This is a genomic window from Methylothermaceae bacteria B42 (assembly GCA_001566965.1).
In the GTDB taxonomy this organism is placed as follows: domain Bacteria; phylum Pseudomonadota; class Gammaproteobacteria; order Methylococcales; family Methylothermaceae; genus Methylohalobius.
In genome coordinates, this window is the sequence record LSNW01000004.1 from 1 (window position 1) to 16135 (window position 16135).

A 16135-nucleotide genomic window follows, 5' to 3' on the forward strand; every position below is an offset into this window, starting at 1 on the left:
AGTAAGTTTCAAATTCCGGCGCAAAGGAATCCAGGCCGGCACTCCAGCCATAAACCCCTTCATACCACCGGACCCACATATAAAATACCGTGTACAGCAGAATCGCAAATGTTAACCACTTTTTGTCCAAAAGCGGCGCATCTTGCTCTGCCGCACCTACAGCTTGACTCGTTGCAGCCATTGAGTTACCTCCTTAACTTAGTTAACTCATTTGTTATCACTATCAGTAAAAGCGAAGATTCCTTCCTTCTCTTCGACACCTGCACAAAGCGCAGGCGACCTCCTTCCTTCGGTACCCGCCAGTCTAGCACCACGCGTCGGGTTGTCAAGAGTTCAGTATTGGGAAGTCTTGTTCAGCTAGGTAATTCATAAAAGCAGCAGAGAATGTGATTGCTTTGGTGGCTTTGCCTTCAAAACGATAGGAAGTTGGAGTTTGTGGTGATTCACAAAATCATCCCTGAATGCTGAGCCAATGACGATGCAATTTTTTTAAAGGGTTTCATTTATGCATCGCAGATACTTTATCTTTTCAATTTTCCGCTAGAGTAGAGAGTATTATTCAGGTTTTTTCGTGCCAACGAAGCGTTGGCTTCCATTAATCAACCTATATCTTATTTATGAAGAATAATCGTTCTGATGTCATAACCAAGCCGGTCCAAGTCACCCCAGAGGGGGCATTGGAGATTCTTTCCAAGAAAGAAGTCAGTCATCTTTTAGATAGCACGCATACTCAGCTATATGAAACCTTCCGAAAATGTGCGCTGGCAGTTCTCAATTGTGGTAGTTCTCTTGATAACTCCAAGGCTGTGTTTGAGCAGTTTAGAGACTTTGCTTTATCCATTCGGCAGCAGGAACGCGGTATCAAATTGGAACTTATCAATGCACCGGCCAGCGCCTTTGTTGATGGGCATATGATCAAGGGGATACGGGAACATTTATTCTCTGTGCTCAGGGATATTGTCTATACCCATCAACAAATTCTTGAGAGCGGCACCTTTGATCTCAGCCTGTCCAATGATATTACCGATGCTGTATTTCATATTTTGCGCAATGCAGCAGTACTCATTCCTCAACGCCCACCGGATCTGGTTGTTTGCTGGGGTGGTCATGCCATTAATCATCATGAATATGAATACACTAAGGAAGTAGGATATGAGCTTGGTTTGCGCGGCATGCATATTTGCACTGGTTGCGGGCCTGGTGCCATGAAAGGCCCTATGAAAGGCGCCACCATCGGTCATGCCAAGCAAAGGCTGTATGCCGGCAGATACCTGGGAATATCCGAGCCGGGCATCATTGCCGCAGAACCGCCAAACCCCATAGTCAATAGTTTGGTTATCATGCCTGATATTGAAAAAAGACTGGAAGCTTTTGTGAGGGTTGGCCATGGTATCGTTGTATTTCCTGGTGGTGTTGGAACCTTTGAGGAAATTTTATACATTCTCGGCATATTATTGCATCCAGCCAACAGTGACCTTCCCTTCCCGCTGGTTTTAACCGGCCCAAAGCAAAGCATGGGGTACTTTCACCAAATTGACGAGTTTCTCAAGGTTACGTTGGGCGCTGAAGTAACTCATCGATACAAAGTGGTGATAGGGGATGCCTATGAAACCGCATTAATAATGAAGCAAGGCATGGAGCAAGTACGCCAGCACCGTCAACGTACCCATGATGCATATTATTTCAACTGGCGTTTAGTTATTGACCCTGATTTTCAGCAGCCCTTCATCCCCACTCATGAGAATATGGCACAACTGAATTTAACCCCGGACCTTCCGCCTCACCAGTTGGCTGCCCAGCTCAGGCGGGCTTTTTCCGGTATTGTCGCTGCCAATGTCAAAGAGATGGGAATTAAAGAAGTAGAAAAATATGGTCCTTTTGAAATTCAGGGCGATGCCAAAATACTCCAACCGCTGCAAACGTTATTGAATGCTTTGGTACAACAAAAGCGAATGAAACTAGCTAATCATTACGAACCAACATATCGCTTGATTCCGACTTAAATTTTGTAATTGATTTGAGCACTGAGAGTTAATCAAGACTGCGAACAAGGCGGAAAAGCGATTTTTGGCGCATCTATAGCGGCGCGAAGGTGAATATGGGTGCTGCTAATGTAGCACAATGGCTTGATTTGTCCGCCAAATCTCTTGCAAAATTCAGCTCCGAGCTGAAACTTGACGTAATCTTTCGTTACACGCTGTCAAAGCTATATCTTGAATATAGTGATAAGGTTCATTGAATGAATCAGTTGATCCCCCTTTCCGAGAGTGCTCAGAATTTACAATGGCAGCGCGGGCCCCTGCCAGCTTCAGATTATCAGGCGTTGATTGAAGCGGTTCATTATCTGGAAAACCCTGGCTTGGCCGCGAGATTGTCTCACTACATAGGCATGCCTGTTGAAAAAGCGCTTGCCTCCCTTCCCGATAACTTAGTCAAACCGGTCACACAGATTACTCAAGACGCCCTAAATAAAGCCTTAAATGCTGCGTTGCTTACCTTACCCAAAGAAAGAAACCGTAAATCAACGCCTCGACTGATTCATAACCTTTTGGCGGGTACTAGCGGAGCGCTGGGGGGGAGCTTTGGAATTGCAAGTCTTGCCGTTGAGTTGCCGGTTTCTGCAACCCTCATGTTACGTGCTATTGCTGCTACTGCACATGAGCAGGGTGAGAATATTAACGAGCCTGATTCCAAGCTGGCTTGTTTGGAAGTTTTTGCTTTTGGCGGACCTGCTGACAAAGATGACAACAGCGAGATTGGTTATTATGCCGTGAGAGCATTTTTAGCTAAAACCATGGAGGAATCGGCGAAGCATCTCATGAAAAAAGGGTTGGCCAAAGAAGGAGCGCCCGCGTTAGTCCGCTTTATCAACGCAGTTTCTCAGCGTTTCAGTGTACAAGTATCGCAGAAATTCGCCCTACAAGCGCTCCCAGCAGTTGGCGCTTTCAGTGGCGCGACAGTCAATATTCTTTTCATGTCCCACTTTCAGGATATGGCTTACGCCCATTTTACCATCCGGCGGCTAGAGCGTGCTTATGGTAAAGAGCGGGTGCGAAGTTTGTATGAAGGGGTAACTGCACGTCAAGAAGAACTTTCTAACGGCAAAGCGTGATCGTCTAATAGATTTGGTCGAAACGAAAGGGTGATTTTGGCCAATAAATAAAAGACACTAGGAAATTCCACCGGTGCCTTTTTGTTTATATGGCGGAGAGGGAGGGATTCGAACCCTCGATGGGCTTTTAACCCATACTCCCTTAGCAGGGGAGCGCCTTCAGCCACTCGGCCACCTCTCCTTAAATTTAAAGTGTTACAATTTTTATTCCGATTGAGAATCTTCCTGGTCTTCCGATAAGTTAGATTCAGAAGGCGTTTCTGTTCCAGCTTGAGATTCGGCTTCTTTCTCGCGCTTAATACGCTCGTAGATCTCTTCGCGATGAACAGATACTTCTTTTGGCGCGTTCACGCCGATCCGAACTTGATTACCTTTGACACCTAATACGGTAACAGTGACATTGTCACCAATTACCAAAGTTTCCCCTACTCTCCGAGTTAATATAAGCATAAGATCATCCTGTCTGTTGCTACTGTGAAGGCCAGCATTCATGCCTTTGCGGTCTAGTTTGGCCTAACAGTTTGAAGTGCCGACCGATTATAGCACCTCAATTTTATTGAGCAAAGTACCTACTGTGCTTGAGAGCATACTTAACTACAAATTAAGTAGATAATGCATGATCCAGTTCAAAAGCTTCGTGCAAGGTTCTGACTGCCAATTCCAGGTATTTTTCATCCAATACCACGGAAATCTTGATTTCCGATGTTGAGATCATGCGGATATTGATGCCTTCATCAGCCAGGGCGCGGAACATTTTGCTGGCAATGCCGGCATGAGATCTCATCCCCACGCCGACAAGGGAGACTTTGACTATTTTGTCGTCACCCGTGACTTTCCGCGCGCTCAGGTCAGACTTCACTTGATTCAGAACTTCCATCGCTTTTGGATAATCATTGCGATGCACGGTAAAAGTAAAGTCGGTGGTGGCATCTTCGGCCACGTTTTGGACAATCATATCCACTTCAATATTGGCATCGGCAATCGGCCCCAGAATTTTGGCGGCGATGCCAGGGCGGTCGGGCACGCCTTCCACCGTTAACTTAGCTTCATCCCGGTTAAAAGCAATTCCCGAAATTAATGCTTGTTCCATAGCTTCATCCTCATAAGTAATTAGGGTGCCTTCGCCGTCATCAAAGGTTGAAAGCACCCGCAGCGGAACATTATATTTGCCGGCGAATTCCACCGCCCTGATTTGGAGCACCTTGGATCCCAGGCTGGCCATTTCCAACATTTCTTCGAAGGTGATCCGGTCTAGGCGCCGGGCCCGTGGTTCGACCCTGGGGTCTGTGGTATAGACGCCATCCACATCGGTATAAATCTGGCATTCATCGGCTTTTAACGCCGCTGCCAATGCAACCGCGGTCGTATCCGAGCCACCCCTGCCCAAGGTGGTGATATCCCCTTCTTCATTGACGCCCTGAAAGCCGGCAACGACAACGACTTTGCCTTGATCCAGGTCCTTGCGGATGCGGGTGGTATCAATATCCACAATCCTTGCCTTGGTATGAGCGGCATCCGTCAAAATGCGGGCTTGGGCGCCGGTGTAGGAACTGGCAGGACAGCCCTTTTCTTCCAGCGCCATGCAAAGGAGGGCAATAGTAACCTGTTCGCCGGTGGAAAGCAGGACATCCAATTCACGAGGATTTGGGTGGTCCTGGACTTGCCGCGCCAAACCGAGCAAGCGATCCGTTTCCCCACTCATGGCGGAAACGACAACGACAATATCTTCCCCCCTTTGTTTTGCCTGAAGGATTTTATCGGCGACGTATTGAATTCTATCGACGGTTCCTACCGAAGTACCGCCGTATTTTTGTACAAATAATGGCATTGATAGTTTAATTGATATTGTCCGCGGTTAATGTCTTCAAACTTTCTCTTTGACCCAACCGGATACCGATTCCAGCGCTTGCTTGAGATTTTCGGGCTGGGTGCCGCCTGCTTGGGCAAAATCCGGCCGCCCGCCGCCACGGCCACCGATTTGCTGAGCGACGAAATTGACCAGTTCGCCAGCTTTGAAACGATCCGTCAAATTCTGGGTGACGCCAGCAACCAGCGTGACTTTTCCATTATTGACCGTGGCCAATACGATTACCGCTTTACCCATCTTGTTTTTTAGTTGGTCCAAGGTGGTTCGCAAAACTTTGGGATCACCATCCTCGAGCTTGGTTGCCAAAACTTTGATGCCATCGATTTCCACCGCCTGGGAGGTAAGATCGCCGCCTGCCTGGGAAGCGAGTTTGGATTTTAGTCGCTGTAGTTCTTTATCCAGTTGACGGTTCTGTTCCAGGAGCCTGACAGCTTTATCTTCCAGATTTTCCGGTTTGCATTTGAATATTTCCGCCAAAGCGGTAACCTGCCGGTCTGCAGTCTGCGCCCAGCGAACAGCCTGCTCGCCGGTAACGGCCTCAATTCTTCGGACCCCTGCGGCAATCCCCGTTTCTCCGGTTATTTTGAAAAAGCCGATATCCCCGGTACGTTGAACGTGAGTGCCCCCGCAAAGTTCTACGGAAAAATCCCCCATCGCCAGTACCCTTACCCGGTCGCCATACTTCTCCCCAAAGAGGGCCACGGCACCGGCGGCTAATGCTTCATCTCTCGCCATTTCCTGGGCAGAGACTTCCAGGTTACGGCGGATTTGCGCGTTGACCAGCCGTTCTATTTCCTCGATCTGATCCCGGGTGAGAGGCTCGAAGTGGGAGAAGTCAAAACGCAGGCGCTGCCAATCCACCAGCGAACCTTTCTGTTGGACATGGTCGCCGAGTAATTTGCGCAGCGCCGCATGCAGCAAGTGGGTGGCAGAGTGATTAAGGGCGGTGGCATTGCGTAGTTCTTCATCCACCTCGGCGGTGCATTCATCGCCGCGCTGCAATGTACCCTGCACGACTTTGCCCATGTGCAAAATAGCGTCGCCTTGTTTTTGGGTATCCTCAACCCGCATCAACCCAGATGTTGTTCGAATAACGCCCCGGTCACCCACTTGGCCACCGCTTTCGGCGTAAAATGGGGTTTTATCTAAAATGATGACCCCAGACTCTCCTGCTTCCAGCGCATTTACTTCTTCCCCTTCCTTGAACAAGGTGAGTATTTTTGCTTTTGTCTGTAGCTGGTCATAGCCAACAAACTGGGTTTTGGCGTGAATGGGGACAACTTTGTGGTAATCGGAACTGAATCCACTGGCGGCCCGGGCCCGCTCTCTTTGCCGGGCCATCGCCTGTTCGAATCCTTCCAAATCAAGTTCCAGACCATGTTCCAGGGCAAAATCCCGGGTCAGATCCACGGGAAAGCCATAAGTATCATAAAGCTGGAAAATCAGCTCCCCCGGGATTCGCTTGCCTTGAAGGAGTTTTAGGCTCTCTTCCAGCAGCGCCAGCCCTTGCTCCAGCGTTTCAGCAAAACGCTGCTCTTCCTTGATCAGAATCTGCTCGATTCTTGATTGGCTGTCAATAAGTTCGGGATAGGCGTCCCCCATCACTTCGCAAAGAGGCGCCACCAATTTGTGAAAGAAGCTATCGCGGATACCCAATTGATAGCCATGGCGAATGGCGCGGCGGATAATTCTTCTCAGCACATAACCCCGACCTTCGTTGGAAGGCAGCACGCCATCGGCAATCAAAAAAGCGGCGGCGCGAATATGGTCGGAAATCACCCGGAGTGAGTTATTGTCGAGATCTTCTATTTGAGCCAGTTTGGCCGCAGCCCGGATAAGGTGCTGAAAAACATCAATCTCGTAATTGCTGTGGACGCCTTGCATGACGGCGGCAATCCGCTCCAGACCCATCCCGGTATCTACCGAGGGCTTTGGCAGGGGTGACAATGTTCCATCTGGCGCCCGGTCGTATTGCATGAAGACCAAGTTCCAGATTTCCACATAACGGTCCCCATCCGCTTCAGGTGTTCCCGGCGGCCCACCTGGAATTCCGGGACCGTGATCGTAAAATATTTCGGTGCATGGCCCACAGGGGCCGGTGTCGCCCATGGACCAAAAGTTGTCTTTGGCGCCGATGCGGGCAAAGCGCTCAGGGGAGACTTTTATTTCCTTCAGCCAAATGTCTTCGGCTTCTTGATCCTCTTCGAAAACCGTTACCCACAATTTCTCTTGGGGGATAGCGAGATTTTCCGTCAAAAACTCCCAGGCGTAATGGATGGCCTCGCGCTTAAAGTAATCGCCGAAGCTGAAATTCCCCAGCATCTCAAAGAAGGTATGATGGCGGGCCGTATAGCCCACGTTTTCAAGGTCATTATGCTTGCCGCCGGCGCGCAGGCATTTCTGGGCCGAGGCAGCGCGGGTATAGGGGCGGGTTTCGCGCCCCAAAAACACATCCTTGAAGGGCACCATGCCCGCATTGGTGAACAGCAGAGTGGGGTCATTGGCTGGAACGAGCGAACTGGAAGGCACTACGGTATGACCGTGTTGGCGAAAGTAATCCAGGAATAAAGTGCGGATTTCCGCAGTGCTTAGTTTTTTCATCAATCATCCAATAGGCGATGAATTTGTTCGTATGCAAAGCCACGTTGTTGTAAAAACCGCCACCGCTTTGCCCGCTCCGTGGGATTGGTTATGGGCTTATTAGCATATTTTTGGCGGTAAATTCGTTCCAATGCTTGCTCCCAATCAATGCCGCTACGGCTCAAGGTAGCGTCAATCAACTCGGGCGCCAGCCCTTTTTGCTGTAATTCATATCGAATTCGTACCGGTCCATGACCCCGCTGCCAGCGGGCTCGGACATAATTTTCCGCAAAACGTTGATCACTTTGCCAGCCTTGCTTTTGCAATTCGGCAATGACTTCAGCCACTGAAGTCTGCGGGAATCCCTTAGAAGTCAGTTTCCATGCCAATTCCTCGGCACCGTGCTCGCGCCGGGCCAGGAGCTTAAGGCAAATCTGTTTTATTTTAGCGTGTTCATCCTGTCCGGTCAGTCTTTCTTCTCCGCAGTGACGGCTACTTCATCCTCTCCAGGCTCGGGTTGCTTTGTACCAAAAGCTTTGGCCCGGATCTGTTCCTCCAGCTTTTCCGCCAGTTCCGGGTGTTCTTTCAAGTATTGCCGGGCATTATCCTTGCCTTGGCCGATGCGCTCCTTGCCAATACTGTACCAAGCCCCGGCTTTTTGCACGAAACCATAGTCAACGCCAAGGTCAATCAGCTCTCCGAGCTTGGAGATTCCCTCGCCGTAAAGGATTTCGAAATTGGCGGTTTTAAACGGGGGGGCGACTTTGTTCTTGACCACTTTCACTTTGGTTTCGTTGCCGAGCACTTCTTCGCCCTTTTTAATGGCACCGGTACGGCGGATATCCAGACGCACGGAAGCGTAAAATTTGAGCGCGTTACCGCCGGTGGTGGTTTCCGGGTTGCCAAACATGACGCCAATTTTCATGCGGATCTGATTGATAAAGATCACCAGAGCATTGGAGCGCTTGATGTTGGCGGTCAGTTTACGCAGCGCCTGGGACATGAGCCGGGCTTGGAGGCCAACGTGGGCATCGCCCATTTCCCCTTCGATCTCAGCTTTTGGCGTCAAAGCCGCTACGGAGTCCACCACGATAATATCAACGGCGCCAGAACGTACCAGCATATCGACAATTTCAAGTGCCTGTTCACCGGTGTCTGGCTGGGAGACCAGCAGGTCGTCGAGATTGACCCCAAGTTTTTGCGCATATACCGGGTCGAGCGCGTGCTCGGCATCGACGAATGCAGCGACGCCACCTTTTTTTTGTCCCTGCGCAATAGCGGACAGGGCCAGCGTGGTTTTGCCGGATGATTCCGGACCATAGATTTCCACCACGCGTCCCTTGGGCAGTCCGCCGATACCCAGGGCAATATCCAAGGCCAAAGAGCCGGTGGAAACCGCTTCGATATCACGCACAGGGCCTGTGTCTCCCATGCGCATTACCGCGCCTTTACCGTATTGTTTCTCGATCTGTAGAAGCGCCGCGCCAAGCGCTTTGCGTTTGTTTTCGTCTAGCATGATTCCTGCCTGATTCAAAATTTCTATATTATCTCATACCGCCAACATGGCCGGTAGCGTTGCGATTACTGTCTTAACATATTAAATTGGAAATGGGCGGGATATGGGATTTGCTTTACTGTGCGGTTTCGGGCCAACGCCCCAAAATCCGATAGCGGGATCCTTCCCGGTTCAGTTCCGAAGCCACTAACACAAAATCATGAATGGGCCAGTGAATGGGTTCAACGGGCCGCCCAACGACTCTTTTTCTAACTTTTCTGGCCAGGGTTAAATGGGGACGGAAGGGCCGTTTTTCGGTTTTGATACCCATCTTCCGCAACTCTCTTTTCATTGCTTCCACCAGGTTGTCCAGCGCCGGTGGCGTTTGGGTGGCCACGAGACATAAGACGGCGGGGCGTACCCAATGTTCCATCTGATCCAAAACCAATTCGCAAGGTTCGAAAGGGGCTTTTTCCGCCAGAGACTTGAGGGCGGGAATTTGATCTTCGGGAATCTCGCCTAAAAACAGTAAAGTAACGTGATACTTTTCTGGGTTGACGGGCTTACCCTCATTCACTCCCAGGGTTTTCCGGGTATGATTCAGCGCCTTTAAAACTTCTGGATCCGGCCAAAGGGCGAAAAACAGGCGGGATTTTTTCGGCTCAGTTTTTTCTGCCGCCATCCAGAACGCCTTGTAACGCACATTCTACCGCTTGCCTGCGGATGCATTCCCGGTCCCCTTGAAAATGCGCCAAATAGGTTCGAGCTTTTTTTCCTCGTTGCTGCCACGAAAACCATACCGTACCTACGGGTTTATCAGCTGAACCGCCGGTAGGACCTGCGATCCCGCTGACCGCCAGAGCCCAATGGGCATGGCTATGAGAAAGTGCGCCTGTGGTCATTTCGGCTACGGTTTGCTGGCTGACGGCGCCGTGTTGATCCAATGTTTCGCGGCACACGCCCAGCATCTCCATTTTGGCGATATTACTGTAGGTGACAAATCCACGCTCAAACCATTCCGAGCTTCCTGGGACATCGGTTAAGCATTTCGCTACCCAACCTCCAGTGCAAGATTCGGCGGTCACTAATATCCATCCCTTGGATTTCAGTAATGAGCCTACTTTACAAGCTAGGTCATAAAGTCTTGGGTCCATAGGGAGTTGCATTTTTACATCTTGGTGGCGGTGGGTGCTTTGGGTTCCTGAGTGCGGCGGTCAGGCAAATATTCCACTGTCGGCATCCGGCGCACCGGTTGGGGATAGAGGGCCATCAGTTGCAGGAAGGCTTCTGGCATATCGGTATTTACCGGCAGCCCCAATCGTTTTGCTTCGTCGGAGGTAATGGGGTAGTCGTGGGTCCAGGTGCCGGTGGACAAGAGATCCGCCAACTCCCGGGCCTTTTCCTCGCTGTAACGGGGCTTTAGAAATTCAAAAACCGCTTCACGAACCTGGCGAATGGCCTTCTCTGCTTGGTCTGCCAGAATGAGGGTTTGATCATCTATATCATTGGGGTCTTTTTGTTCTACCGCTTTTAGGACAGAAGCGGCAGCGTATTGTCCTAGTTGAGGGTCCACTGGCCCCAGTACCGCATGTTCACACATGATAATTTCATCCGCGGCCAAGGCGATTAGCGTGCCTCCGGACATGGCGTAATGGGGGACAATTACCCTGACTTGGCCTTTATGACGGGAGATGGCGCGGGCAATCTGCAGCGCCGCCAGCACCAATCCACCGGGGGTGTGAAGTACCAGATCGATGGGGATTTCAGGGTCAGTCAAATGAATGGCGCGGATGACTTCTTCCGAATCGTTGATATCAATATATTTCACTACGGGAAAGCCGAGGAAATTCATGGATTCTTGCCTGTGCACCATGAGGATTACCCGGCTGCCGCGCTTGCTTTCGATGCGGGAAATCAATCTGGCCCGGCTCGCATCCAGCATACGCTGATGAATCACGGGTTGTATCGCCGAAAGTAAAAAAAACAACCAAAATAATGATGTAAAGTCCACGTTGCCTCCTGAATCCATATGCTTATACCTTGATGTCCCAAGCGTTGTCGTAATCGACTTCATCTTTGTAGGCCACATGCTTGCGGTCCGGGTGGATAAACAATTTGCAAAGCGCTACTCCGGCAATAAATCCGCCAATATGTGCCCACCAGGCGACCCCACCTACTTGCCCCGGTCCCAATAAAGCCGCGGTTCCGGAAAACAATTGGCTGAAAAACCAGATTAAAGCAAAGGTGGCGGCTGGAAGCGCGATAAATAGCGGATAAAAGAAAATAGGGATCAAAGTGATAATATGCGCCCGGGGGAAAAGCAAGAAATAAGCGCCAAGCACACCAGAGATGGCGCCCGAAGCCCCAACCGTGGGAATGGTGGAATGGAGATTGGTAAACCAGTGCACCACGCCGGCAATAATGCCACAGAGCAGATAAAAGAGTAGAAAACGTAGCGGCCCCATACGGTCTTCAACGTTATCTCCAAAGATCCACAACGTCCACATATTTCCAATGAAGTGCATCCAGCCACTGTGCAGAAACATACTGGTCAGAAATGGCCAGTAGTTATCCACGGGGAACCCCAGGAGCATGGCCCATTCTGGATGAGAGTAACGGGCCGGAACGAGTCCGAACCAGTAAAACACCGCTTCCAATTGTTGCGGGCCCAGGGTGAGTTCAAATATAAAAACGGCAGTATTGGCGCCAATAATCGCCCAGGTCATCAAAGGCGGGGAGTGGCTGATAATTGTGTCACGAACAGGAAACATTCATACGACTCCGTACTGTTATTGTTAGGGAGTGAATAGAGTCTGATCTATCATACTGGATCATGAATTTAGAGACGATGCTTTTTTGCCGGACGGGTATCTGACAAAATTCAGCTTAATCCAATAACGAACAATAGGATTTTATGGCCCGATATCGCACTGCTCCTTTAGCCATCCGGACCATGCCGCCTGGTATACCTTTTATTGTGGCAAACGAGGCTGCTGAGCGTTTTAGTTATTACGGGATGCGTGCCATTTTGGTGGTGTACATGACGCAATATTTGCTTGATTCCTCGGGAAGACCTGATCCGATGTCCCCCGAGGAAGCCAAGGGATGGTTCCATTTATTTGTGTCAGCGGTCTATATCACCCCTATGCTGGGTGCCCTGTTAGCGGATGGGTTGTGGGGCAAATACAAAACCATTATCACCCTATCATTGGTGTATTGCCTGGGACATTTTGTCTTGGCACTGGATGATACACGCACCGGGTTGTTGATAGGCCAGTCTTTGATCGCCCTTGGCGCGGGCGGCATTAAGCCCTGCGTTTCGGCGCATTTGGGTGACCAGTTTGGCGCCAGCAACCAGCCATTGATGAGCCGGGCGTTTGGCTGGTTTTATATTGCCATCAATCTTGGCGCCTTCGCTGCAATGCTGATTACGCCTTATTTGCTGCGGCACCATGGATCTTCAGTCGCTTTTGCCGTGCCCGGAGTGCTGATGGCGCTGGCGACTTTGATCTTTTGGGCGGGACGGTACCGTTTTGCCCATATCCCCCCTGGAGGGAAACAGTTTATTCGTTCTGTATTCAGCGCCTCAGGATTGCAAGTTTTGCTTAAGCTAAGCATTGTGTATTTGTTTGTCGCCATGTTTTGGGCTCTTTTTGATCAGACCGGCTCTTCATGGGTGCTGCAGGCTGAACAAATGGACCGCATGTTACTGGGTTACGAGATTCTGCCTTCCCAACTACAGGCCGCCAATCCTTTATTGATCATTCTATTGGTTCCGCTATTTACCCACGGCCTTTATCCCAGGGTGGAGCGTTACGTGACCCTTACCCCGATGCGGAAAATGGCGGTTGGGATGTTCGTCACCGTGCTTGCCTTTGCCTTGGCGGCTTGGTTGCAAATGCGCATCGATGCTGGTAACACGCCCCACATCGCCTGGCAGCTTTTGGCCTATCTGATTTTGACTTCGGCTGAAATCCTGGTGTCCATTACTTGTCTGGAATTCTCCTATACGCAGGCGCCCAATGCCATGAAGTCTTTTGTCATGGCGTTTTTTATGGCCTCGGTGGCATTGGGCAACCTGTTCACCAGCGCAGTCAATTTCTTTATCCAAAATCCGGATGGCACAACCAAATTGGTTGGCGCTGATTATTTCTGGTTTTTTACGCTTGCCATGGGCATCACATCGGTACTTTTTTTGGTTGTGGTAAAGTTCTACAGGGAAACGACACATATTCAACAGGAATTGCCCTTGGAGAGGTTGTGACATGCATTTAACACCACAAGCCATTATTCACCCCGAAGATTGGGCAGCTTTGCAAAAATTGGAAACGGTGCCTTTGTTTTCTGCTGCAGTGAGGAGTTTTCTCAAAGTCTTTGATGAGCATTTCCTGGCTCAGATTACCAGTAAACACCATATTCAGCTGGGTTCTCGTCAATTGCCGAAAATCCATGGCTTTTTGGAGGAAATTTGCCAACTGCTTGAAATACAAAAGCCGGAGCTTTACCTGGAAATTCATCACGACCCATTTTCCTATACCCTTGGGGAACACAGAAAATTCATTATCATCAGTACCGCGATGCTCGACTGTTTGGATGATGACGGGGTGCGCATCATCCTTGCCCACGAGTGTGGCCATATTTTTTTCAATCATGTTTTATATCGTTCCATGACCAAAATGCTGCTTCAATATGGAGACAGCTTGCCGAAGCCTTTAAGCGCTATTTCCGCGCCCTTGCGTATTGCCTTGTTGTACTGGTATTTCAAGAGTGAGCAATCGGCTGACCGGATTGCTGCCTTGTTTGGCCAAAATGTTGAACAGGTTTTAGGCTCCATGCTGCGTGCTGCCGAGGCGCCGGCCTTGCTCGTAGAACAAATCAATTGGGAAGAAGTGAGTGCGCAGGTAAATAGCGACGAAACAGAAGGTGAAAGTACTATTCAGAAGCTTATGGAAACCATTATCATCGGGGATACCGAACACCCATTTACCGCGAGGCGGGTAAAGGAATTACTAGCATGGGGGCAATCCAGTGATTTCAAGCAGTGGCGATCTCTTTTGCAATCGCCGCCAGCGCCGGCCGTTTGTAGTCAGTGTCATCAACCTTTGAATAACAACCAAACTAAATGCCCTGCTTGCGGACAGGTAAACCCTAATGCAATAGCAATTCATTATTAAATGGGTCAATAATGGGCTGGTCCGAACCTTCACTTGACAACCATTTTTTAAGCCACCACATTGATATAGTGCGCACCAGCTACAACCATTGGATGGACAGGGATTTGGCGCCTTCCAATGTATCCGGTTCAGATATCGCCCGATGGTTCTATCATGCCCCTTTCGTATTGCTCTCCCATGACACGCATCCTGATCCACTCTTCAACTACGCCAATCTATCCGCGCAAAACCTTTTTGAAATGGATTGGGCAACCTTTGTAACTACCCCTTCGCGGCTATCGGCGGAACCTGCGGTTTTGGATGACCGCCAAAAATTATTAGAAGAAGTGGCTGCAAACGGATTTATAAAAAATTATCGGGGTATCAGAATGACCGCCAGTGGCAAGCGGTTTTGGATAGAAGAAGCTGTCGTCTGGAATCTTTTTGACCGGGACGGGCAATATTATGGCCAAGCGGCGTTATTTGAACGGTGGCGTTGGGTTGACTGATCTCCTTCAAGAGGAAAGGCACCTTTAAGGAAACGCTGATTTATTCAGCGTTTCCTGGATTTTTGTCAGGCGCCCTTCATTTCTATGGCTTATTCATCAGGCATCTCCGGCAAGGCCGGTGGAATATATTCGACTTCTTTAATGTCAGCTTCTGGATGATGTTTCCGAATCAGATCGGTAATTTCTTCAGTGCGGGATTTGGGAATATCTACCAGCATTAGCAATTCCCCCCGTTCGATAGCTTCCTCGTACTTTTGCACTTCCTCGCTAGGGACAGATACGCCCACCAGGCTAGCCGCCCATGCGCCGATGGCCGCGCCCGCCAAGGTGGCTGCAAGAATCACCGCGCCACCCGCGGCAATCAGCCCTGTAGGCAAAATCACTGCCACCAATCCTGCCAGTAACCCCGTTGCAGAGCCTGCCGCCAGGCCGCGCTTGAGGGCTGGAATCAAGTCGGTTTTTTCCTTTAATCCGGCCTCAGGCAGATCATCCAGGGCCACGCCTTCCTTAGCGATGATATGAATATCCTCTTCTTTCACTCTTGCTAATAAGAGATCGTCCACAATTTTGCGGGCGGTTTCTACGTTTGGCACTAATAATATTAATCTTTGCATATGCCCTCCTGGGTTTATTAACAATCTAAGAGCCCTTTCACTTCGACATTTTTACTGAGTGCTCAATCCCAGTTTGCAACCATCATTTTACGATTGCAAGAGTGATCGAGGTTTAAAAATGCGAATTTTTCTTCTGCATTGTTGAATTCAATTATTGCACCCCCATATAAACCCTGTACCAATAACCAACGAATAATATCGGAAATGGAGATTACAAATGAATACAACAGCAGATACTTTAAACAACCTTCCCCAATCTTGGAAAACCATGCTGCTATTGGGTATCCTGATGGTAGTGCTCGGTGGCATAGGCGTCGGCCTGAGCTTTGCTTTAACGATTACTAGTGTGGTTTTTTTTGGCGCTTTCATGCTTGTCGGTGGCTGCATTCAACTTGCCCATGCCCTGTTTGGCAAAGAAATTGAAGACTGGCGGGGCAAGGCACTTTATACGGTAACCGCCATACTCTACATCGTTGGTGGGTTGTTGACCGTGTTTAATCCTATTGCCGCTTCGTTTGCCCTGACTGCAATGTTGGCAGGCGTATTTCTCGGCATCGGGGTTTACCGAATTATTGTCAGCCTTGAATACAAAAAAACGAATGATGAGCGCTGGTATGTCCCTGCCATCATCGGGATTATCGATATCCTAGTTGCGGCCGCCATTATGATGGGCATGCCTTGGACAGCGCTTTGGGTCATAGGTCTTTTTATTGCTCTGGAACTGATTATGAATGGAGCGATTTTGATTGGTGTGGCGCTAGCCAAGCGCAAGCAAGAACAACAGCTGCAAAGCGTGTGAAGGAGA

At 49.7% G+C, this 16135-nt stretch carries 16 protein-coding genes, 1 tRNA gene and 1 pseudogene; 6 read left to right on the forward strand and 12 right to left on the reverse strand.

Annotated elements, in window-relative coordinates:
* Window positions 1-181: pseudogene (locus tag AXA67_02795) on the reverse strand (methane monooxygenase/ammonia monooxygenase subunit C).
* A gap of 436 nt (window positions 182-617) precedes the next feature.
* On the opposite strand from AXA67_02795, the gene AXA67_02800 reads away from it, so the two are divergent.
* Together AXA67_02800 and AXA67_02805 are read left to right on the forward strand one after the other, a co-directional pair.
* Window positions 618-2003, forward strand: coding sequence for an LOG family protein (locus AXA67_02800; protein ID KXJ41918.1), 1386 nt, complete (start codon window positions 618-620; stop codon window positions 2001-2003).
* 296 nt (window positions 2004-2299) lie between these two features.
* On the forward strand, window positions 2300-3112 hold the full coding sequence (locus AXA67_02805) for a hypothetical protein (protein ID KXJ41993.1): 813 nt from the start codon (window positions 2300-2302) through the stop codon (window positions 3110-3112).
* A 90-nt stretch (window positions 3113-3202) separates the two neighbouring features.
* Here the strand turns inward: AXA67_02805 and AXA67_02810 are convergent.
* The 10 genes from AXA67_02810 to AXA67_02855 all read right to left on the reverse strand — a co-directional run bounded on the left by AXA67_02810 (window position 3203) and on the right by AXA67_02855 (window position 11825).
* A tRNA-Ser gene (locus tag AXA67_02810) sits at window positions 3203-3293 on the reverse strand.
* 23 nt (window positions 3294-3316) lie between these two features.
* Window positions 3317-3562, reverse strand: coding sequence for a carbon storage regulator (locus tag AXA67_02815; protein ID KXJ41919.1), 246 nt, complete (start codon window positions 3560-3562; stop codon window positions 3317-3319).
* A gap of 151 nt (window positions 3563-3713) precedes the next feature.
* Window positions 3714-4940: an aspartate kinase gene (locus AXA67_02820; GenBank protein ID KXJ41920.1), complete on the reverse strand. Its 1227-nt coding sequence runs from the start codon at window positions 4938-4940 to the stop codon at window positions 3714-3716.
* Between the two features lie 36 nt (window positions 4941-4976).
* Window positions 4977-7580, reverse strand: a complete 2604-nt coding sequence (locus tag AXA67_02825; GenBank protein KXJ41921.1) for an alanine--tRNA ligase — start codon at window positions 7578-7580, stop codon at window positions 4977-4979.
* Window positions 7580-7906 (reverse strand): hypothetical protein, encoded by a 327-nt coding sequence (locus tag AXA67_02830; GenBank protein ID KXJ41922.1) that lies wholly within the window; start codon window positions 7904-7906, stop codon window positions 7580-7582. The genes AXA67_02825 and AXA67_02830 overlap by 1 nt, the downstream gene beginning before the upstream one ends.
* A gap of 119 nt (window positions 7907-8025) precedes the next feature.
* On the reverse strand, window positions 8026-9075 hold the full coding sequence (locus tag AXA67_02835) for a DNA recombination/repair protein RecA (GenBank protein ID KXJ41923.1): 1050 nt from the start codon (window positions 9073-9075) through the stop codon (window positions 8026-8028).
* A gap of 115 nt (window positions 9076-9190) precedes the next feature.
* Window positions 9191-9736, reverse strand: a complete 546-nt coding sequence (locus AXA67_02840) for a hypothetical protein (GenBank protein ID KXJ41924.1) — start codon at window positions 9734-9736, stop codon at window positions 9191-9193.
* Window positions 9717-10220 carry a damage-inducible protein CinA gene (locus tag AXA67_02845; protein KXJ41925.1) on the reverse strand — a complete coding sequence of 168 codons (504 nt, stop codon included), beginning with the start codon at window positions 10218-10220 and terminating at the stop codon, window positions 9717-9719. The genes AXA67_02840 and AXA67_02845 overlap by 20 nt, the downstream gene beginning before the upstream one ends.
* A gap of 2 nt (window positions 10221-10222) precedes the next feature.
* Window positions 10223-11065, reverse strand: a complete 843-nt coding sequence (locus AXA67_02850) for a hypothetical protein (protein ID KXJ41994.1) — start codon at window positions 11063-11065, stop codon at window positions 10223-10225.
* Between the two features lie 22 nt (window positions 11066-11087).
* A complete protein-coding gene (locus AXA67_02855; GenBank protein ID KXJ41926.1) occupies window positions 11088-11825 on the reverse strand; it encodes a rhomboid family intramembrane serine protease in 738 nt (245 codons plus the stop codon).
* 143 nt (window positions 11826-11968) lie between these two features.
* Between AXA67_02855 and AXA67_02860 the strand changes: the two genes are divergently transcribed.
* The 3 genes from AXA67_02860 to AXA67_02870 are packed head-to-tail and all read left to right on the forward strand — an operon-like array spanning window position 11969 to window position 14716.
* A complete protein-coding gene (locus tag AXA67_02860; protein KXJ41927.1) occupies window positions 11969-13318 on the forward strand; it encodes a peptide transporter in 1350 nt (449 codons plus the stop codon).
* Window position 13319: 1 nt separating this feature from the next.
* On the forward strand, window positions 13320-14228 hold the full coding sequence (locus AXA67_02865) for a hypothetical protein (protein KXJ41928.1): 909 nt from the start codon (window positions 13320-13322) through the stop codon (window positions 14226-14228).
* A gap of 11 nt (window positions 14229-14239) precedes the next feature.
* A complete protein-coding gene (locus AXA67_02870; GenBank protein KXJ41929.1) occupies window positions 14240-14716 on the forward strand; it encodes a hypothetical protein in 477 nt (158 codons plus the stop codon).
* Between the two features lie 89 nt (window positions 14717-14805).
* On the opposite strand, the gene AXA67_02875 is transcribed toward AXA67_02870, so the two are convergent.
* Window positions 14806-15330, reverse strand: a complete 525-nt coding sequence (locus tag AXA67_02875; GenBank protein ID KXJ41930.1) for a hypothetical protein — start codon at window positions 15328-15330, stop codon at window positions 14806-14808.
* Between the two features lie 217 nt (window positions 15331-15547).
* On the opposite strand from AXA67_02875, the gene AXA67_02880 reads away from it, so the two are divergent.
* Window positions 15548-16129: a hypothetical protein gene (locus AXA67_02880; GenBank protein KXJ41931.1), complete on the forward strand. Its 582-nt coding sequence runs from the start codon at window positions 15548-15550 to the stop codon at window positions 16127-16129.
* The last annotated feature ends 6 nt before the right edge of the window (window positions 16130-16135 follow it).